The 19,711-nt window shown below is 68.6% G+C and carries 17 protein-coding genes; 7 read left to right on the plus strand and 10 right to left on the minus strand.

The genetic code is table 11. The features are described 5' to 3' along the window. Nucleotides 1-43: 43 nt before the first annotated feature. Both HLB44_RS02885 and HLB44_RS02890 read right to left on the minus strand, forming a co-directional pair. Nucleotides 44-1,210, minus strand: coding sequence for a saccharopine dehydrogenase family protein (locus HLB44_RS02885; protein WP_173120406.1), 1,167 nt, complete (start codon nucleotides 1,208-1,210; stop codon nucleotides 44-46). A gap of 18 nt (nucleotides 1,211-1,228) precedes the next feature. After that, nucleotides 1,229-2,119 (minus strand): carboxymuconolactone decarboxylase family protein, encoded by an 891-nt coding sequence (locus HLB44_RS02890; RefSeq protein WP_246312065.1) that lies wholly within the window; start codon nucleotides 2,117-2,119, stop codon nucleotides 1,229-1,231. On the opposite strand from HLB44_RS02890, the gene HLB44_RS37005 reads away from it, so the two are divergent. Further along, complete coding sequence (locus HLB44_RS37005) at nucleotides 2,027-2,266, plus strand: hypothetical protein (RefSeq protein ID WP_246312096.1); 240 nt, start codon at nucleotides 2,027-2,029, stop codon at nucleotides 2,264-2,266. The genes HLB44_RS02890 and HLB44_RS37005 overlap by 93 nt on opposite strands. A gap of 20 nt (nucleotides 2,267-2,286) precedes the next feature. Here the strand turns inward: HLB44_RS37005 and HLB44_RS02895 are convergent, their stop codons facing one another. After that, complete coding sequence (locus HLB44_RS02895) at nucleotides 2,287-2,949, minus strand: VOC family protein (protein WP_246312015.1); 663 nt, start codon at nucleotides 2,947-2,949, stop codon at nucleotides 2,287-2,289. 119 nt (nucleotides 2,950-3,068) lie between these two features. Between HLB44_RS02895 and HLB44_RS02900 the strand changes: the two genes are divergently transcribed. The 4 genes from HLB44_RS02900 to HLB44_RS02915 are packed head-to-tail and all read left to right on the plus strand — an operon-like array spanning nucleotide 3,069 to nucleotide 9,909. Further along, the gene (locus tag HLB44_RS02900) at nucleotides 3,069-3,857 is read left to right on the plus strand and encodes an SDR family oxidoreductase (protein WP_173121292.1); all 789 of its coding nucleotides are present in this window, start codon (nucleotides 3,069-3,071) and stop codon (nucleotides 3,855-3,857) included. 4 nt (nucleotides 3,858-3,861) lie between these two features. Then, a complete protein-coding gene (locus HLB44_RS02905; RefSeq protein WP_173120410.1) occupies nucleotides 3,862-7,059 on the plus strand; it encodes a bifunctional cytochrome P450/NADPH--P450 reductase in 3,198 nt (1,065 codons plus the stop codon). Between the two features lie 28 nt (nucleotides 7,060-7,087). Then, entirely contained in the window at nucleotides 7,088-8,806 is a 1,719-nt protein-coding gene (locus tag HLB44_RS02910; RefSeq protein WP_173120412.1) for a long-chain-fatty-acid--CoA ligase, read from the plus strand. A 17-nt stretch (nucleotides 8,807-8,823) separates the two neighbouring features. Then, nucleotides 8,824-9,909 carry an SMP-30/gluconolactonase/LRE family protein gene (locus HLB44_RS02915; protein ID WP_173120414.1) on the plus strand — a complete coding sequence of 362 codons (1,086 nt, stop codon included), beginning with the start codon at nucleotides 8,824-8,826 and terminating at the stop codon, nucleotides 9,907-9,909. 5 nt (nucleotides 9,910-9,914) lie between these two features. On the opposite strand, the gene HLB44_RS02920 is transcribed toward HLB44_RS02915, so the two are convergent. After that, nucleotides 9,915-10,739, minus strand: a complete 825-nt coding sequence (locus tag HLB44_RS02920) for a helix-turn-helix domain-containing protein (protein WP_173120416.1) — start codon at nucleotides 10,737-10,739, stop codon at nucleotides 9,915-9,917. 158 nt (nucleotides 10,740-10,897) lie between these two features. Between HLB44_RS02920 and HLB44_RS02925 the strand changes: the two genes are divergently transcribed. After that, the gene (locus HLB44_RS02925; RefSeq protein ID WP_173120418.1) at nucleotides 10,898-11,446 is read left to right on the plus strand and encodes a carboxymuconolactone decarboxylase family protein; all 549 of its coding nucleotides are present in this window, start codon (nucleotides 10,898-10,900) and stop codon (nucleotides 11,444-11,446) included. A 4-nt stretch (nucleotides 11,447-11,450) separates the two neighbouring features. Continuing rightward, complete coding sequence (locus tag HLB44_RS02930) at nucleotides 11,451-12,386, plus strand: alpha/beta fold hydrolase (protein ID WP_246312016.1); 936 nt, start codon at nucleotides 11,451-11,453, stop codon at nucleotides 12,384-12,386. 21 nt (nucleotides 12,387-12,407) lie between these two features. Here the strand turns inward: HLB44_RS02930 and HLB44_RS02935 are convergent, their stop codons facing one another. The 6 genes from HLB44_RS02935 to HLB44_RS02960 all read right to left on the minus strand — a co-directional run bounded on the left by HLB44_RS02935 (nucleotide 12,408) and on the right by HLB44_RS02960 (nucleotide 19,128). Beyond that, nucleotides 12,408-13,502 (minus strand): MBL fold metallo-hydrolase, encoded by a 1,095-nt coding sequence (locus tag HLB44_RS02935; RefSeq protein ID WP_173120420.1) that lies wholly within the window; start codon nucleotides 13,500-13,502, stop codon nucleotides 12,408-12,410. A 59-nt stretch (nucleotides 13,503-13,561) separates the two neighbouring features. After that, the gene (locus tag HLB44_RS02940; RefSeq protein ID WP_173120422.1) at nucleotides 13,562-14,578 is read right to left on the minus strand and encodes an AraC family transcriptional regulator; all 1,017 of its coding nucleotides are present in this window, start codon (nucleotides 14,576-14,578) and stop codon (nucleotides 13,562-13,564) included. 10 nt (nucleotides 14,579-14,588) lie between these two features. Next, entirely contained in the window at nucleotides 14,589-16,832 is a 2,244-nt protein-coding gene (locus HLB44_RS02945; protein ID WP_173120424.1) for a xanthine dehydrogenase family protein molybdopterin-binding subunit, read from the minus strand. 1 nt (nucleotide 16,833) lies between these two features. Continuing rightward, nucleotides 16,834-17,292: a (2Fe-2S)-binding protein gene (locus HLB44_RS02950; protein WP_173120426.1), complete on the minus strand. Its 459-nt coding sequence runs from the start codon at nucleotides 17,290-17,292 to the stop codon at nucleotides 16,834-16,836. Nucleotides 17,293-17,630: 338 nt separating this feature from the next. Next, nucleotides 17,631-18,485: an SDR family oxidoreductase gene (locus tag HLB44_RS02955; RefSeq protein WP_173120428.1), complete on the minus strand. Its 855-nt coding sequence runs from the start codon at nucleotides 18,483-18,485 to the stop codon at nucleotides 17,631-17,633. A gap of 55 nt (nucleotides 18,486-18,540) precedes the next feature. Next, on the minus strand, nucleotides 18,541-19,128 hold the full coding sequence (locus tag HLB44_RS02960; RefSeq protein WP_246312017.1) for a TetR/AcrR family transcriptional regulator: 588 nt from the start codon (nucleotides 19,126-19,128) through the stop codon (nucleotides 18,541-18,543). Between the last annotated feature and the right edge of the window lie 583 nt (nucleotides 19,129-19,711).

A 19,711-nucleotide genomic window follows, 5' to 3' on the forward strand; every position in this document is an offset into this window, starting at 1 on the left:
GGGGACTTCTTCTGGGGTGGATGGATGTCGCCGGGGCGCGCCTTTAGGCTTCCACCGTGAACGTGATGCCGGCGTTGGCTTTGAGGCGCGCCGTCAGCGGCTCGGCCATCGCCGAGGCGGTCGTCCAGCAGCCGCCGGGCGTGACCGAGCGCGGCACATCGCGGGCGAGGCAGACGGCGCTTTCGCCCAGCATTCGCGAGGTCGAGCCGTAGCCCGGGTCCCTGTCGCCCTTGACCGCCGTGCGCACCGTGCGCCCGTCGGCCGCCTCGGCGATGAACAGCAGGTCGTAGAAGCCGGCTTCACGCGCTTCCCTGCTCGGGCCCTCGCCCGGCTTCGGCGTGCTGTGCACATCGAAGCCCAGGCTGGGCGATTCGCCGTCCTTCGGCGGCGCATCGATCATCAGCAGTTCGTCGTAGCGCAGGTCGCGCCCCCAGGGATGGCCCATCAGGTAGTTGGACCGGTGCACCGTCTTGGTATTGGTCTTGGCCATGATGAAGGGTGCCACCCAGGAGCCGGTGACCGGGTCCTCGTAGACCGCCTCTTCCGGCTGGGCCGGCCCCTCGAAGCCAGGCGTCAGCGCGAAGGGATTGGCGCGCAGCGCGGCGATCGCCGGATCCGCTTCGGCCGCGGCCCGGGTGGCCATGCCGCTGGCGAGCGTGCCGCCGGAAGGGCCACCACGCACACCGCGCACGCGACCCCGCACGCGCGGCGCCGGCGCGCCGAAGACTTCGCTGGCCCGCCGCTGCACGAAGTAGACCCCGAGGTCGAAGGGAATGGAGTCGAAGCCGCATGAAAACACCAGCCGCGCGCCTGATTGGGCGGCCGCCGCGTCATGCGCGTCCTGCATCGCCGCCACCCAGTGGGACTCGCCGGTGATGTCCACGTAGTCGGTCCCCGCCGCAGCGCAGGCCGCCACCAGTGGCGTGCCGTAGAGCTGAAAGGGGCCCACCGTGGTGAGCATCACCTTCGTGCGCTTCACCATCGACTGCAACGAGGCGGGATCGGTGGCGTCCGCGACGATCAGCGGCAGCGTGGCCGGGGCGCCGATCAGCTCGCGCACCTCCTTCAGCTTCGCCTCGCTGCGCCCGGCGATGGCCCAGGCCAGGTCACCGGCGGCACCATAGGTTTTCAGAAGATGCTCGGCGACCAGTCGCCCGGTGTAACCGGTGGCCCCGTAAACAATCACTTCGAACTCACGCGTTTCGGCCATGGCCGTGTCTCCTGCAATTCAATGTTGTTGGCGCTCGGCATCCACCAGGTGCCCCAAGCTGTTGGTCATGAGGCCTGCCATCGCCGTACCGCCGACCGTGGCGATGAGGGCGATCATTTGCTTCTGATCGAAAAGCGCGCGCAAGGTCTGCCACGTGCCGTTCGAAATGAATGCCTCGCGATGCAATTCATCCGCGGCCTGCAGCAGCACCGCGTGTTGATCACTCCAGCCGCTCGCCGAGGGGCCCGCGGCGACGCGTGCCAGTTCAGCTTCGGTGAAGCCTGCGGCCTGCGCGGCTTCGGCGTGGCGGGCCCACCCGATCTCATCGCGGACATTCCAGGCCGTGCGCATGATCAGCAGTGCGCGCGCCTTCGATGGCAGGCGCGATTCGTGCCTGACATAACGTACGAATTGCGCGTATGCGCTGAAGAGCTTCGGATGGTTCACCGTCGCCACCTCGATGCGCGGCGACTTCAGCCGCGGTGACGCCGGCCGCTCCGCGACGGCCGGCAATACCAGGTCGCGCGGCAGGCGGTCCTGCAGCCCGGGGTCGAGCTGGACGCCGAGGCTGTTCAAGGCCATCGATACGAACTGGTATTGCCCGGCGGTCAGGATCAACGCCAACATCTGCGGGTTTGCGTAGCGCGCGCGCAGCGCTCGCCAGGTGGCGTCGCTGACCATCGCGTCGCAGCGCAGCTCGTCGACCATGCGCAGCAGCGCGCGTTCGGTGTCGCGCCAGCCCGCGACGTCCGGGCCCTGCGCGATCCGGTGCAGGTCCGCATCGCTCAAGCCCGCATCGGACTTCGCGATGCGTGCATGCTGCGCCCATTCGTATTCGGACTGGCACAGCCAGCCCATGCGCAACATCACGATCTCGCGCTCGCGCGGCGGCAGGCCGGACCCGTTCAGGGTGAAGCGTCCGAGCGCGCCGAACGCGCGGGCGAAGTCGAGGTCATGGGCCAGCGTCTTGTAGATGTTGTAGTCGGGGCTGGCGGCGAGCATCGCTCGCTGGGTGTCATCGGCATCCTGCGGGCCCAGCGGCGCGAGACGCGGTGAGGTCGGGCGTGGCGTGAACATCAGACCATCCGGAGGGGATCGCGACCATCCCAATTCAGCGCGGCCTGCTTGAATCGCTCGAAGGTCTCGGCCTTTCCGCCCAGCGATTCCGAGATCTCGATCATCGCGCTCGGAAAGTCGAGGTGCACGAAATAGGCGAAGCGGCCGCGCATGCTGTCCATGCGTCCGGCGTGGCCTTCGACATAGCCGAGCTCCAGCAGGCGCCGGCACCATCGGTCGTACTCATTCACGGTCCAGAAGGCCACATGCTGGGCAATCTCGCCGCTGCGCTCCAGCGAATCCCGGTACAGCGAAGGCGCATCGTTGCACTGCTGCAGCAGCTCGATCTGGATGTCACCGGATTGCGCAATGGCGCCCGAAATCACCGGCTTGTCGAGTGTCTCGCCGTAGTACCGGAATTCGACCGGCGTGACGTTCTTTCGATAGAACCACGGGCCGATGCCGAGATCGACCCAATGCCGCATCGCCTTGTCGAGGTCCTTGACGACATACCCGACCTGCTTGACGCCGTTGAAATTCGGATGCATGACCGCTTCATTCCTTTGCTTCGAAGACAGACAAGGGCTCGCCCCAGCCACGTTGCCGCTGACGACGGATGCTAGGGAGCACCACGAGACGGCAAAAGGTGCCGATTGACCGCGCGACGGGTTGGTTTCGGCCAATTGGGGTGGGTGACGCCAATGGGACAGCGCATGGCGGGGCACGGGCTGGACATTTGGCGGCCTTGCAGCCGAGCTGCTGCCGCAGCGGCTTCGTTCCCCTTCACACCCTGGACAGATCCATGACCCGCACCGCACGACAACTCTTCGATCTGAGCGGCAAGACGGCACTCGTCACCGGCGGCTCGCGTGGCCTCGGACTGCAGATGGCGCATGCATTGGGCGAGGCCGGTGCGCGCGTCATCGTGAGCGCGCGCAAGGCCGGCGACCTCGAAGAAGCCGTGGCTGAACTGCGTGCTGCGGGGATCGACGCTCAAGCCATCGCCGCCGATTGCTCCCGGGAGGACGAGACCCGTGGCCTGGCCGATGCGGCGATCGAGCGCCTTGGTTGCGTGGACATCCTGGTCAACAACGCCGGCGCCAGCTGGGGTGCGGCGGCCGAGGAGCATCCCGTCGAAGCCTGGGACAAGGTGATGAATCTCAACATCCGCGGCTATTTCATCCTGGCGCAGCAGATCGCGCGCCACTCGATGATTCCCCGCCGCTCCGGCCGCATCATCAACATTGCGTCGGTCGCCGCGCTGAACGGCAACGTGCCCGAGATGCGCACGCTGGCCTACAACACCTCCAAGACGGCGGTGCTGGGATTCACGCAAACACTGGCCGCCGAATGGGGTCGCCACAACATCACCGTCAACGCCATCTGCCCCGGCTTCTTCATGACGAAGCTCACTGCGGGCCTGATCCATTCGCTGGGCGCGGAGCGTATTGCCGCGAAGTCGCCGCTGGGCCGGCTGGGCGACGACGAAGACCTCAAGGGCATCACGCTGCTGTATGCCAGCGACGCCGGCAAGCACGTCACCGGCCAGTGGCTGGCGGTCGATGGAGGCGTGAGCGTCGTCAACGGTTGAGCGCATGTCGCTGACCGTTCCCATCCCCCAGCCCAAGGGCGACCCGCTGATCGGCAACCTGCGCGCCCTGGACAGCGCGGCGCCGATCCAGGGCTTCATGCGTCTGGCGCGCACGCTCGGTCCGATCTACCGGCTCGACGTGCTCGGCACGCCGGTGATCATCGTCAGCTCGCAGGAACTGGTGGACGAGCTGTGCGACGAGAGCCGCTTCGACAAGCGCGTGGCCGGGGCGCTGAAGTACATCCGCGACTTCGCCGGCGACGGCCTGTTCACGGCCAAGACCGACGAGCCGAACTGGGCCGCGGCGCACCGGCTGCTGATGCCGGCCTTCGGCCCGATCGGCGTCCGCGGCATGTTCGACCGGATGCACGAGATCGCCGACCAGATGCTGCTGCGCTGGGAGCGCTTCGGTCCTGACAGCGTGATCGAGGTCAGCGAGGACATGACGCGCGTGACGCTGGACACCATCGCGTTGTGCGCGTTCGACTACCGCTTCAACAGCTTCTACCAGCGCGACATGCATCCCTTCGTCGGCGCGATGGTGAGTGCGCTGGCCGAAGCCGACGCACGCACGCGGCGCCCCGAGTTCGCCAGCAAGCTGCTGCTGCGCACGCGCCGCTCGTACGAGAGCGACCAGGCGCTGATGCGCCGCGTCGCCGACCAACTGATCGACGAACGCAAGCGCGATCCCGATGCACCGCAGAAGAATGACCTGCTAGGGCTGATGCTGCAGGGCCGCGATGCGGTGACGGGCCAGGGCCTGTCGGACGAGAACATCCGTCACCAGCTCATCACCTTCCTGATCGCCGGGCACGAGACGACCAGCGGCATGCTGTCGTTCGCGACCTACTTCCTGCTCAAGCATCCGCAGGTGCTGGAGCAGGCCCGCGCGGAAGTGGATGCGGTGATCGGCACCGGGCCGCCGCGCATCGAGCACCTTGCGAAGCTGCGCTACATCGAGCAGGTGCTGATGGAGGCGCTGCGCATCTGGCCGACGGCGCCGGCATTCCAGTTGCGCGCGCACCGGGACACGGTCATCGGCGGGCGCTATGCGATCGGCCGGCGCGACACGGTGGTGGTGCTCACGCCGATGCTGCACCGCGACCCGCGCGTCTGGGGCAACGACGTCGAGGCATTCCGGCCCGAACGCTTTGCGCCGGAGGCACTGGCGCAACTGCCGCCCAACGCGTGGAAGCCCTTCGGCAACGGGCAGCGGGCGTGCATCGGTCGGCCCTTCGCGATGCAGGAGGCGATCCTGCTGGTCGCGATGATGCTGCAGCGCTTCGACCTGGTCGAGGAAGATCCGTCGTACCAGCTGCAGGTGACCGAAACGCTGACGCTCAAGCCCCGCGGCTTTCGCATCCGCGCCAAGCGCCGCAGCAGTCCGTCGTTCGAGCCGCGAGGCGCGGCGCTGCCGCAAGCCCGCGCGGCGCGGCCGTCGGCCACCGGGCCGCGGACGACCGACGCACGACAGGCCACACCGCTGCTGGTGCTGTACGGCTCGAACGCCGGTTCGGCCGAAGCCTTCGCCGGACGCATCGCCAACGAAGCCCAGGCGCACGGCTACAGCGCGCAGGTGGGCACGCTCGATGAATTCGCGGGCCGGCTGCCGGCCGACGGCGCGGTGGTGATCGTCACCGCGTCGTACGAAGGGCAGCCGCCGGACAACGCGCGCCGCTTCGCCGCGTGGCTGGAGTCGCTCGGGCCTGGCGCGTTGAACGGCGTGCGCTACGCCGTGTTCGGCTGCGGCAACCGGCAATGGGCGCGCACCTTCCAGGCCGTGCCCAAGCGCTTCGATGCGGCGCTCGAAGCGGCCGGGGCGGCACGCATCGCTGCGCGCGGCGAAACCGACGCCGGCGGCGACTTCTTCGGCCCGTTCGACGCGTGGTGCGGGCAGTTGTGGCCAGCCCTCGCTGGCGTGTTCGGTCACGTGATGGGCCGTGAGGTGCCAACCGCGCCGGCCGGCCCGCGACTCGAAGTCGAGCTGCTCCCCGGTGGTCGCACGACGGTGCTGCGCCAGGTCGACCTGCAGCACGGCGAGGTGCTGGACAACCGCGAGCTGGTCGACATGAGCAACCCGCTCGCACGCTCCAAACGCCACCTTGAGCTTGCTCTGCCCGAAGGCATGCATTACCGCGCGGGCGACTACCTGGCGGTGCTGCCGCACAACCCGGTCGCGCTGGTCAAACGCGCGCTCGAGCGCTTCAGGCTCGCGCTGGACAGCCAGATCGTGATCCGCAAGCCCGAGCACAGCCTCGCCGCGCTGCCGACGGGTTACCCGGTCAACGCCAGCGAGGTGCTGTTCCACTACGTCGAGCTGGCGCAGCCGGCCACGCGCGCGCAAGTCGCCGCGCTGGCGGTGGCGACACGCTGCCCGCCGGAGAAGGTCGCGCTGGCCGCACTCGCCGAAGAGGACGCCCACCAGCGCGAGGTCCTCGCCAGGCGCGTCAGCGTGCTCGACCTGCTCGAACGCCACGCCTCGTGCGAGATCCCGTTCGCCGCCTTCCTCGACATGCTGCCCGCCGCCCGCGCGCGCCAATATTCGATCTCGTCCTCGCCGCTGTGGAATCCGCAGCGCTGCACGCTGACGGTGGCGGTGGTCGATGCGCCGGCGCTGTCGGGGCACGGCCGCTACCAGGGCATGGCGTCGTCGTACCTCGCCCAGTGCACACCGGGCACGCGCGTGGCGATGGCGGTGCGTCCGTCGAACGATCGGTTCCGTCCGCCGGCGTCGCTCGAGACGCCGATGATCATGGTCTGCGCCGGCACAGGCCTGGCGCCCTTTCGCGGCTTCCTGCAGGAACGCGCGGCGCTGGCCGGTGATGGACGCAGCGTCGGGCCATCGCTGCTCTTCTTCGGCTGCGACGATCCCGACGTCGACTTCCTCTACCGCGACGAGCTCGCGGCGTGGGAGCAGGCCGGAGTCGTCAGCGTGCGGCCGGCGTTCTTCCATCGGGCCGATGGCGACGTGCGCTTCGTGCAGCACCGCGTGTGGCAGGACCGCGCCGACGTGGCCGAGCTGTTCCGGCGCGGCGCGCATGTCTATGTCTGCGGCGACGGCCTGCGCATGGCGCCAGCGGTCCGCGAGACCTTTGCGCGCATCTACGAAGAGGCCGCCGGCGTGACGCCCGAGCGGGCCGAGGCCTGGATCGACAAGCTCGAGCGCGAGACCGGCCGCTACGTGGCGGACGTGTTCGCCTGAAACTGCAATTCACAGGAGGAGAGAACCCATGACCGACAAGCCCTGGTTGAAGTCTTACCCGCAAGGTGTGCGGTGGGACCTGGACATCGAACCGATGCCGCTGCAGCGCGTGCTCGACGCCAGCGTGGCGCGATGGCCCGAGCAGCCGGCGCTGCAATTCATGGGCCGGCGCATCAGCTACCGCGAGCTGGGCGAGCTCACCGACCGCGCGGCCAAGGGCCTGCAGCAGCTCGGGGTGAAGCCGGGGGTGCACGTGGGCCTGTTCCTGCCCAACACGCCGCACGGCGTCATCGCCTTCTTCGGCATCCTCAAGGCCGGCGGCACGGTGGTGAACTACTCGCCGCTGGACGCGGCCAAGGTGCTGGAGCACAAGATCGAGGACAGCGAGACCGACCTGCTGTTCACGCTCGACCTGGCGGTGCTGTATCCGCAGATGGCCGGCATGCTCGGCAAGACGCGGCTGCAGCGGCTGATCGTCGGCAAGCTCGGCGAGATGACGCCGATGCCGGACGCGGTGAACGCGCAGATGAAGGCCGGCCAGCAGCTGGCCGACGTGGCCTGGGATGACCGGCACGTGCGCATGGCGCAGTTGCTGGACAACGACGGGCAGTTCACGCGTTATCCCGTCGCCGATCCGGCGCAGGCGATCGCCGTGTTGCAGTACACCGGCGGCACCACGGGCCAGCCCAAGGGCGCGATGCTCACGCATGCCAATCTGTCGGCGGCCGCCGCGCAGTACGTGGAGTCCACGCGCGACATGCATGAGGTCGGCGTCGAGCGCTTCCTCTGCGTGCTGCCGCCGTTCCACATCTACGCGCTGACCGTGAACATGCTGTTCGGCCTGAGCATCGGCGCCGAGCTGGTGCTGCACGCGCGCTTCGATCCCAAGGCTGCGCTGGAGGACATCTCGGCCCGGAAGATCACCGTGTTCTGCGGCGTGCCGACGATGTTCACGGCGGTGATGGACCATCCGGAGGTCACGAAGCACGACCTGCGCTCGCTCAAGTTCTGCGCCTCGGGCGGTGCGCCGCTGCCGGTGGAGGTGGGCCAGCGTTATGCCGAGCTCACCGGCTGCCATCTGTCCGAGGGCTGGGGCATGACGGAGACCTCGCCCACCGGCACCTTCACGCCGCCGACCACGGCGATCAAGCCGGGCTCCTGCGGCATCCCGCTGCCGCGCATCGAGATCAAGCTGCTGTCGCTGGAAGACCCGACCCGCTATGTCCCGCTCGGCGAAAAGGGCGAGATGTGCATCAAGGGTCCGAACGTGATGAAGGGCTACTGGAAGAAGCCCGAGGCGACGGCCGAGATCACCACCTTCGACGGCTTCCTGCGCACCGGCGACGTCGCCACCATGGACGGCGACGGCTACGTCTTCATCATCGATCGCTGCAAGGACATGCTGCTGTGCAGCGGCTACAACGTCTACCCGCGCGTGCTGGAAGAAGCGATCTACCTGCACCCTGCCGCCAGCGAGGTGTGCGTGATCGGCATCCCCGACGCCTACCGCGGGCAGTCGCCCAAGGCCTTCGTCGTGCTCAAGCCCGGTGCGCTGCCGTGCACGCTGGAACAGCTGCAGGCCTTCCTGAAGGACAAGCTGGGCAAGCACGAGATGATCCAGGCGCTCGAGATCCGCGCCGCGCTGCCCAAGACGGCCGTGGGCAAGCTGTCCAAGAAAGACCTGGTCGAAGAGGAGGCGCGCAAACGCGAAAGCGCAGGCGCGTTGGGCGAAGGCGCGGCCGCGTGAGCGCGAAGGCCGCGCTCATGCGACCGCGGAAGATCTTGACCGCGCTGGCGCTCGTCGTGCTCGCACCGGTCGCCTACCTCACGCTGTGGCCGGTGCCGGTGGCGCCGGTCGCCTGGTCGGCCGCTCCTCCACCCGGCTATGCCGGCCCGCACGCTGCGAACCAGCGATTGGCCGCGCTGCAGCACATCGATCTGAAGGGCGACAGCGGTCCCGAGCACGTGGCGATCGGCCGCGACGGCAAGCTGTACACGGCGGTGGCCAGCGGCAGGCTCCTGCGCTTGAACCCGGACGGCAGCGGCCTGGAAGTGTTCGCGCAGCCCGGCGGACGCATCCTCGGCTTCGACTTCGATGCCGCCGGTCACCTGATCGGCGCCGACCCCACGCGTGGCCTCGTCTCGGTCGCGCCGGATGGCCAGGTGACGGTCCTGGCCGACCAGGTCGACGGCGACCCGATCCGCTTCGCCAATGCGGTGGTGGTGGCCCGCAGCGGCCGCATCTACTTCAGCGACGCATCGACACGCTTCAGCGCCCGCGACCTGGGCGCCAGCGAAGCGGGCCTGCGCGAGATCCTCGAGGGATCGGCCTCCGGTCGCCTGCTGGAATACGACCCGACCACGAAAAGGACGCGCACCCTCGCCCGCGGCTTCTCGCTCGCCAACGGCGTCGCGCTCAGCCAGGACGAGCAGTGGCTGTTCGTGGCGGACACCGGCCGCTACCGGATCTGGAAGATCGACGTCGCGGGCACGGCGCCGCCCAAGGTGCTGCTCGACAAGCTGCCCGGCTATCCGGACAACCTGATGCGCGGGCGCGATGGCCGCATCTGGGTGGGCCTGGTCAAGCCGCGCAACGCCGGCGCCGACCGGCTGTCCGACAAGCCCTTCGTGCGCAAGCTGATCATGCGCCTGCCGCGCTCGATCTGGCCGCTGTCGAAGGACCATGCGCACGTGTTCGCATTCACCGAGGACGGCCGCGTGGTGGCTGACCTGCAGGGCCCGTCCGGCGCCTATGGCGAGACCACGGGCGTCACCGAGACGGTGGACCGGCTCTACGTCACCAACCTGCGCGCGAAGACCCTGGGCTGGCTGCCGCGGCCGGCGCCCTAGCCAAGTCAGGGCGTTCCGTCGCGCAGGGCGCGGGCACGCGCTTGCGTCGAAGAGTCCGCCGGGAAGAAACACTCGATGCGCAACTCCTGCAGCGTCACATCCTGCGGTGTTCCCAAGGTCGTGACGGCGGAGAAGTAGTTGAAGACGTGATCGCCCTTGCGAAAGCAGATGGGAATCACCGGCACGGACGGCGCGGCCAGGTTCAGGCGGCGCAGGTGCTTCGGCACCCCGGGATAGGCCAGCACTTCGGCAATCAGGTCGTCGGTGGTCGCGTCCGGCACGCCGCCGACGGCCTCGCGATGAACCCGCTGCAGCAGCGTCTCGGCAACCAGGTCCCAGTTGTCCACGCAGGGCCGCAGGCCGTGCGGATCGAACATCAGGCGCACGACGTTCGCCGGCTGGGCGGCGGCGCGATCGCCGAGCAGCAGGCCGAAGAAGCGACGCGCGGCCTCGTTGACTTTCACGAGATCCCAGTGGCGATTCATGACGACCGCGGGAAACGGCTCCTGCTGGCGAAGAATCGCGTGCAAGGCGGTCTGCACCGCGCGCAGCTCCGGGGCATCGAGCGGGCTCTCGGCGTACAGGGGCGCGAATCCCGCGGCCAGCAGCATCGCATTGCGCTCGCGCAAGGGCACGCCGAGCACATTGGACAGCAGCACCACCATCTCCCGGCTCGGCTTCGCACGCCCGGTCTCCAGGAAGCAGATGTGGCGCGGCGAGACATCGGCCTCGTGCGCGAGGGCGAGCTGGCTCAGGCTGCGCGTCTTGCGCCAGTACTGCAGCAGCGGCCCGACGGCGCTGGACCGGGGTGCGGAATGGGTACTGGTCATCCGGCAAGTATGGCGAACGACCGGCCTGCGGCAATTCCCCCGCAGGTAAGTGCCGCGGCACTTACCTGGGTGGGAATTGAGCCGGCGCCGCGGATGCGAAGAATGCGCCAACACCGCGAGGCATGTCGCCGACCGGTCCCCCAGCTCGGAGCAACACCATGCACACCTATCGCATCCACACCGTCGAATCCGCGCCCGAAAACTCCCGGCCCGCCCTGCGGGGACTGAAGCAGGCCGTCGGCATCGTCCCGAACCTCGCGGCCACGATGGCCGAGTCACCGGTCTTGCTGAGCGGCTTCGTCGGTGCGTTCGGCAACTTTCACGGCGGGACGTTCAGCGGAGGACAGAAGCAGGTCCTTCTGCTGAGCAACGCGGTTGCCAACACCTGCCCCTGGGCCGTAGCGTTTCACTCGGCGATGGCGCTGAAGGAAGGCGTCGATCCGGAACACGTCCGGGCCATCCGAGAGAAGCGGCTGCCGACGGATGCGGGACTCGCCGCGTTGTCGAGCTTCACGCGGGCACTCATCGACAAGCGCGGGCACGTCGGCGAGCGTGATCTCGCCTCGTTCGGCGAAGCGGGGTTCGGTCCCGATCAGGTGCTCGAGGTCATCGCCGGGCTCGCCGTTTCGGTGATGGCGAACTACGCCGGCAACATCACCAAGCCGGCTGTCGAGCAGCCGTTCCAATCGCAGGTGTGGACGGCCTGATGCCATGACCCATCGCCGCAACATGCTGGGCATCGGCGCCGCCGCGGTGGGCGCGGCGGCGCTGCCGCTCGCCTCCCGTGCGCAACGCGCCGCCGCACACGACCGCTCGGGCACCATCCGGACCAAGGACGGCGTGGAGCTGTTCGTCAAGGATTGGGGACAAGGCCGCCCCCTCATCCTCACCCACGCGTGGCCGCTGTCGTCCGACTGCTGGGAGCAGCCGGCGTTGGCCATCGCCGAGGCCGGCTACCGCGTGATCAGCTACGACCGCCGCGGCTTCGGGCGATCGAGCCAACCCTCCACCGGGTACGACTACAACACCTTCGCCGACGACCTGGCGACCGTCATCCAGGCGACGGGCGCCAGGGACGCGACGCTGGCCGGGTTCTCGATGGGCGGCGGGGAGATCGTGCGCTACCTCTCGCGCCACGGCAGCAAGGGCATCGCCAAGGTCGCCCTGGTGGCGGCCGTCGTGCCGGGCCTGGCGAGGAACAGGAACAACCCCCAGGGCGTGGACCCGGCGTTCTTCGACGGCCTGAAGGACAGCCTGCGCAAGGACCGCGCGACCTTTCTGGCCGGTCTGCTCAGGGAGGTGTTCTACGACGTGCAGACCAGCGCCAGGAGCACGAACCCCGTGTCGCAGGCGGTGCTGGACTGGTCCCTGCAGATGGCGATGCAGGCGAGTCTGCGCGCGCTGATCGGTTCGGTCGACGCGTTCGGCAAGGAGGACTTCGTGCCGGATCTGGCCGCCGTGACGGTGCCCACGCTCATCCTGCACGGCAGCGCCGACAAGCCGGTGCCGTTCGAGCTCACGGCGCGCCGCGCGGCCGCAGGCATCCGTCAGGCCAGGCTCGTGGAATACGGTGGTACCTCGCACGGCCTGCTCGTGACCGAGCGGGCGCGCGTGACACAGGACCTGCTGGACTGGCTGGCCGCCTGAGCCAACGCCGTCGGCCGCAGCTCAGGGCAGGCTGCGCCACCACAGCTTGTTTTCGCGGGGTCGCCCCAGCGTCAGGACTTCGCCGATCTCGGGGGTTGCCAGCGCCAGCCCCTGCTGTTCGGCCAGTTGGGCGACACGCTCCAGCGGCTCGCGCCAGGGATGGAAGGCCAGGTCGAAGGTGCTGTTGTGGACCAGGTACAGCGTCCTGGCCTTCACGTCCTGGAAGGCGCGCACGGTTTCTTCGGGCGACATGTGCACCGCCGGCCAGTAGCTGTCGTACGCGCCGTTCTCCATCAAGGCCAGGTCGAAGGGGCCCAGCTTCTCGCCGATCGCCTTGAAGCCCGGGAAGTAGCCGCTGTCGCCGCTGTAGAAGATCGATTCGCCGCCGCTGCGGATCACCCACGACGCCCACAGCGTCTGGTTGCGGTCCCAGAGCGTGCGGCCGGAGAAGTGCTGGGCCGGGGTGGCGGTCAGGCCGACCTCGCCATGCCGGGCCGCCTGCCACCAGTCGAGCTCTTCGATGCGATCGGCCGGCACGCCCATGTCGCGCAGGCGTGCACCCACGCCCAACGGCACGAAGTAGCGCTGCACGCGATGCTTCAGCGCTTCGATGGTGGGTGCATCCAGGTGGTCGTAGTGGTCATGGGACAGGATCAGCCCCTCAATGGGCGGGACCTCGTGCAGCGGCAGCGGCGAAGGGTGGAAGCGCATCGGCCCGGCCCAGCTGACCGGGGAGGCGCGCGCCCCGAAGACGGGGTCGATCAGCCAGTACTTCCCGCGCAGCTTGAGCAAGTGGGACGAGTGACCGAGCCGCACGATGTGGTTGGCCGTGTTGTCGAGCTTGTCCAGGGCCGGACGGTCCAGCGCACGGACGGGGATCGGCTCCGCCGGGACGGTATCGACCTTCTTGTCCGTCAGGAATCGCGTCCAGATCGCCCAGCTGCCGCGGGAGGGCTTCGCGTCGGGATTGGCCAGGTTCTGGAACTTGCAATCGGCCGCGACGTACTGCGGCGACGCGGCGTGGCGTGGATCGCAGGATTCGGCATGGGCGTCGGCGCCGCCAAGGATGCCGAGGGCCGCGAAGAACCCGGCGACGGCAAGGTGGAGTGAATTCATGGGTGTGGATCTGCGAGCGGGTTTCAAGACAGGGTGGTGGTCATGCGGCCGGTTCGTGGCTACATGCGCGTACCACCGCGAACATCCGACGGGTTCCGGCCGGTCCAGCGCAGGAAGGCATGCCGGAAGTTGGCCGCGTCGCTGTAGCCCACCCGTTGTGCGATCTCCTCGTGCGTCAGTCGGGTGGTGCTGAGGTATTCGATGGCCAGGCGCTTGCGCGCTTCGGCCAGCAGATGGCGATAGGTGGTCCCTTCCGCCTCGAGCCTGCGCCGCAGCGCCCGGGGCGACATCGCCAGTTGCGCCGCGACGTCGTCGATGCTCACCGGGCCGGTTCGCCGTTCGAGCAGGATCGGCCAGACGTCGGCGGCCACCCTGCCCGCGCGATCCACTTCGGCGAGCAGTTGATCGCAGACTTCGCGCGCCATCGCATGCGTGCGCGGGTCGGCCAAGCCCAGGGGGCCGTCGTCGAATGCCCGCTCGTACCCGGCGCCCGCCTGGTCGAACGAAACGGGGCAACCGAACAGCGCTTCGTAGACATCGGCATGCGCCGGCGCGGGATGGTCGACGGCGATGCGCGAGAACCGGAAGGCCGGGCCCATGCCGTCCCGATGCGCGACCAGATGCGCCGCCAGCGCGAACTCCAGCGCGAAGCGGTGCACGGCGTCCGAGGCGCCCGGCCAGTGCATCGGCGCGAGCGCGACCCAGGCCTTCGCGCCCTGGTTCGAGAACGTCACGTCGCAGAACGGACCGACGATGCGCACATAGCGCGCGACGAAGCGGGCGGCGTCCGCGCGGGTCGCGCTGCTCAGCAATGCGTAGCCGTACATCCAGTAGGCCGTGACGTGCATGCGCAGGCCGGCGCGCAGTGCAGTCGCCGGGTCGCTCGACAGGCGCAGCGCGTTGCGAACCACGGTGTCGAGCTGCCGGTAGGAGGTCCTGGTCGTGGGCGCGCCGAGCTGCGACGCGGCCAGCCCGGTCCCTTCCAGCGCCGCCGCCGCATCGATGCCTTGCCCGGCGAGCTCGGCAACGATCGCGGCGATCGAGTGCGGCCAATAGATGCGCCGTTCGAAGCCCATGAGTCGCTCTCTAGACGAAGTCGACGAACTTGTTGAACGGCATCTCCCGCAGCCGCTTGCCGGTGGCCGCGAAGATGGCCGCGGCCAATGCCGGTGCGGCCGGCGGCACCGGCGGCTCGCCCGCGCCGCGGATGCGCGGCGCGTTCTCCAGGCTGCGCACCACGATGTGCGGACACTGGTCCAGCCGCATGCCCTGGAACTGCGGAAAGTTCGACTGCTGCGCCATGCCATCGGCATAGGTGATCTCGCAGTTCATCGCGTGGCCGAGTCCCCAGACCACGGCGCCCTTGACGTGGTTGTCCAGGTTCACCGGGTCGACGACGCGGCCCACGTCCAGCGCGACGAACACCTTGTCGATGCGGATGCCCTTGTCGGTCTTCGTGACCTCCACCACCTCGGCCACCGGCACGCCGAAACTGTCGACGAAGGCGATGCCGCGGCCGCGGCCCGGTGCCAGCTTCGAGCCCCAGTTGCTCATCTCGCCCACCGCCTCGAGCACCTTGCGCGAGACGTCGTGGTTGCACAGGCGCAGGCGCTCGCGCAGCGGATCGGCGCCGGCGGCATGGATCAGTTCATCTAGGAAGGCGTTGGCGAAGAAGCCCTGGGTCGACGCCCCCACCGAGCGCCACGAGCTGGTGGGCGCGAGCTCCGGCACCTTGTACGCACGCATGCGGAAGTGCGGCACGGCGAACGGCTGGTTCCAGGCACCGGCGGCGATCTGGCCGTCCGCGCCCGGTGGCCCGGCCTGGCCCAGGCGCGATGCCTGCGAGGCGGAGGAACTGACCGTCGCCACCTGCAGGTCGACAGCGTGCACCTGGCCGTCTTTCACCACCCCCTTGCCGCGCGCCATGCCGATCTGGCGCGGGAAATCGTGGGCGAAATCCTCCTCGCGCGAATAGGTGAGCTTCACCGGCGTGCCGGGCATCTGCCGGGCGATCTCGGCGCACAGCGTGACGTTCTCGAATTCCAGCCGGTGGCCGAAGCAGCCGCCCGCGACCTGCTGGTGATAGCGCACCTGCTCGGGCTTCACGCCGGTGACCGCCGCGACCTTCTTCTGCACGAAGCGCGGCATCTGGTGGGCGACCCACACATCGACACCATCGGAGCCCACCTTGACGATGGCGCTCAGAGGCTCCAGCGGAGCGTGGGCCAGATACGGTGCGCGGTACTCGGCCTCGATCACCGGCCCTTGTTGCAACGCCTGGTCGACGTCGCCGTCGTGCCGCCATTGTTTGTTCAGTCGCTCCGGCGTGAAGCTCGCGGCGACCGCGGCCCAGTGGTCCTTCATTTCCGCCGGATACGGCGCGGGGCCCCAATCGCACTCGATGGCCTTGACGGCCTGCAGCGCGCGCCAGGTGTTGTCGGCCACCACGGCCACGCCGTTGCTCACGGGCAGGATCTTCTTCACGCCGCGCAGGCCCTTGGCCTTGGCGTCGTCGTAACGGTTGAGCTGGCCGCCCTGGCGGGGATTGGTTTTCACCGCGGCATGCACCATGCCTTCCATGGCCAGATCGATGCCGTAGCGCAGCGTACCGGTGGACTTGCCGACGATGTCCAGGCGCTGCATCGGCTTGCCGATGAAGCGCCAGGCCGCGGGGTCGCGCAAGGTCACGTCGCGCACCGGGTCGAGCGTGGCCGCGATGTCGGCCAGCTCGGTGTACTTGAGTTGCTTGCCGTCGGGCAACAGCACCGCGCCGCGCGCGGTCTTCAATTGCGCGACGGGCACGCCGGTCTTGCGCGATGCGGCCAGCTTCAGCGTCTCGCGGGCGACGGCGCCGGCTTCGCGCAGCTTGTCGAAGCTGTCGGGCACCGTCGACGAGCCGCCCGTCACCATGACGCCCAGCACCTTGAACAGTCCGCCCATGACATCGCGCATGGCTTCGGCCTGCCAGCGCGTGTCGTGCGCATTGAAGGCCGCGCGCTCTTCGGACACCCGGCGGTTGTAGTAGGCGGGCGACGGCGCACCGGCGTCGATACGGAACTGGCCGAACTCGATGTCCAGCTCCTCGGCGATCAGCGCGGCCTGCACCGAATAGGCGCCCTGGCCCATGTCCATGTGCGGGGTGATCAGCGTGACCGCGTCCTTGTCGATCCTCACCCAGGGCGTGAGCGCGGCCTGGCCCGGCTTCAAGCCCTCGGCCAGCGGATTGGGGTGCGACTTGCGCACCTGGTAGACACCGAATACGACGCCGCCGGCCACGGCGGCGGAGCCGATCAGGAAGCTGCGGCGGGCGATGGTCTTGAGACGGCCCATGTCAGGCTCCCTTCAGCGTCTTGGCGGCAGACTTCACCGCCTCGCGGATGCGCGGATACGTGCCGCAGCGGCACAGGTTGGCCGACATGGCCTGGTCGATCTGCTCGTCGGTGGGCGAAGGCGTCGTGGCCAGGAAGGCCGCGGCGGTCATGATCTGGCCCGATTGGCAGTAGCCGCACTGCGCGACCTGGTGCTCGATCCAGGCCTTTTGCACGGCGTGCAGCGCCGCCGGTTGGCCGAGGCCTTCGATCGTTATCACCGGCGCCACCACGGCGCTCACCGGCATCGAGCACGAGCGCACCGCCGCGCCGCCGACGTGCACCGTGCACGCGCCGCAATAGCCGATGCCGCAGCCGTATTTCGGGCCGGTGATTCGCAATTCGTCCCGCAATACCCACAGCAGCGGCATCTCGGGTTCGACGTCGACCTGGTGGTCCTTGCCATTGACGTTCAGTTTCATCGGTGGCTCCTGTTGGCTCGAATCGGATTCACGTTCAAACGACTAACGCCGCATCGACCCGGAGAGCAGCACCGTCCTGCCTCGGGCGGATGGCACGGCGGTCAGCAAGCTCGTCCGCGGAGGGCAGCGCACGCAGGGCCGCGAAGTCGACGACGTGGGCCGTCAACTTCGGATGCTGCAGCGCCGGCTCTCGGCGGCCGAGGCTGTGCACCCGCAGCCACGGTGCGGTCGGCCAGCAGGCCCGCCAGGATCTCCCGGCCCACGAGGCCCGTGGCGCCTGCAACGATGACGGTTCGGTTGCTCATGGGCGCTCCCATCCAGCGAGCTCAGGTCGCGGCTCAGGTCGCGGACTGGGCGTCCAGACCGAACGATTGCCGCACCAGTTGGAGGTAGCCGGCGTCGTCGAGCTTGGCGCGCGTCGCCAGCAGCGATTCGGCATCGGCGCCGCAGACATAGCGCACCTGTGCCGTGTCATCCGTCGCGGCCGTGAAGATCGCTTCAGCGGTCTGCGCGGGCGTCGCATAGCCGCCGCGACGGCTGCCCCAGGCCTCCATCGCCTTGGCGACGCTCGCCGCGTAGGGATGGTTCTGGTCGGCAAAGGTCACCGACAGCGATCGCCCGGCGAAATCGGTCGACACGCCGCCCGGGGCCACGAACTTGGCACGGATGCCGAACTGCGCCAGCTCGTGGTTGAGTCCCTCGGTGAAGCCGACCACCGCGTACTTCGTCGCGTGGTAAAGCGAATTGAAGGGCAGCGTCGTCAAGCCGCCGACCGAGGCCACGTTGACGATGACACCGCCGCCCTGGCTGCGCAGGGCCGGCAGCACGGCGCGGATGACGTTGAACACGCCGAACACGTTGGTGTTGAACTGGCGCTCGATGACGGCGTCGCTCGCCGTCTCGAAGGGTCCGAACAGGCCGAAGCCGGCGTTGTTGATCACCGCGTCGATGCGGCCGAAGCGCGCCAGCGTCGCGTCGATCGCGGCCTTCACCGAGGCCTGGTCGGTGACGTCGAGCGCATGCACCAGGACGTTCGGCAGCTCGGCGAGATCGCCCGCATCGCCGGTGTTGCGCATCGTGGCGGCGACGCGCCAGCCCGCCTGGGCGAAACGATGGGCAGCGGCCCGGCCGATGCCGGAGGAGCAGCCGGTGATCAGCACGGTCTTCGGAGTGGTGTTGTCGATGGCGTTCATCTGGGCATCCTTTGGTGAAAATTGATTCGGTTAAAGATCAAAAAAAGGGCGGGCCTCATGCCCGAATGGCGTCCCAGCACAGCTGGAAACCGTTGGCGCGGGTGGTCTCGTCGTCCGGCAGGTCGCCGCGGCTGACGAGCAGCGCGGTTTCCCTGGCCAGGCCCATCACGGCTGCGGCCAGCAGGGCGGGCGGTACCGTCTTGAGCTGCTCGCTGCGCTGACCGGCCACCAGCAGCTCGATGAACGGCGCCGACATGCGCTGGCCGAGCGCGCGGCTGGTCTCGCTGAGCAGCTCGGAGTGGTAGTACTGCTCGAGGAAAGCCACCTGCTGCCGGTTCTCGATCCGGTTATCGACGATGTTGTTCCAGATCCGGCGCACCCGCGCCTTCAGCGAGGCCTTCGGATCGTCGTCGCTCGCGTAGCGCGTGACGGTCGCCGTCTTCGCCTTCTGGTAGACGTCGTCGAGCAGGTCTTCGCGCGACTTGTAGTAGACGTAGAGGGTGCTGGTGGCCACGCCCGCTTCGCGCGCGATGTCGGCCAGCGTCACCGCGGCCAGGCCCTTGCCCGCCGCCAGCCGGTACACGGCGGCAGCGATGGCCTCGACCTTCTTTTCGTCCTTCGGCTTCATGATGAGATCGATCATACGCGAATATTCATTCGCTTAAAAGCCGATCTGCACCGGATCTCAGCCGCTCCACCAAATAGTCCACGGCCACCCGCACCTTCGGGATCTGGTAGCGAGTGCGCAGGTACTGGCGGTTCTCGTTGCTCACATAGAGCGCGCCCGGTCTCGCCCCGCCGAGGCTTCGCGGTCTGGGGCCGTTCTCGGCCCGTTGCTGCCATTGCGATTGAAGACTCAGCGAGATCAGGCCGCCAGGGTGCCCTGTTGCGCTCGTGTCCCCCGGTCGCTCCGCTCCCTCCTCCTCTTACCTCGCTCCACAGGGCACCCTGCCGTCCTGATCCGGCGCGGCCCTGGAATTGATTCTTCGCACGCCACCGTGGTGCCGTTGCCAAGGACATGGGGTGCCCGCTGCAGCGAGGTAAGAGGAGGAGGGAGCGCAGCGACCGGGGGACACGAGCGGCAGCGGGTACCCCGTGGCCTTGGCTCGCTCGGTCTCCGCATGCGGCGCCGAACGTCCGCAAAAGGCCGGGAGCAGCCACAGGAGACCCGGCCAAGCCCGACGGACTATATTTTTCCGCGACGGACTTTATTTGTTCCAGTCAGC

This window comes from Pseudaquabacterium terrae (genome assembly GCF_013266755.1).
Lineage (GTDB): Bacteria > Pseudomonadota > Gammaproteobacteria > Burkholderiales > Burkholderiaceae_C > Pseudaquabacterium > Pseudaquabacterium terrae.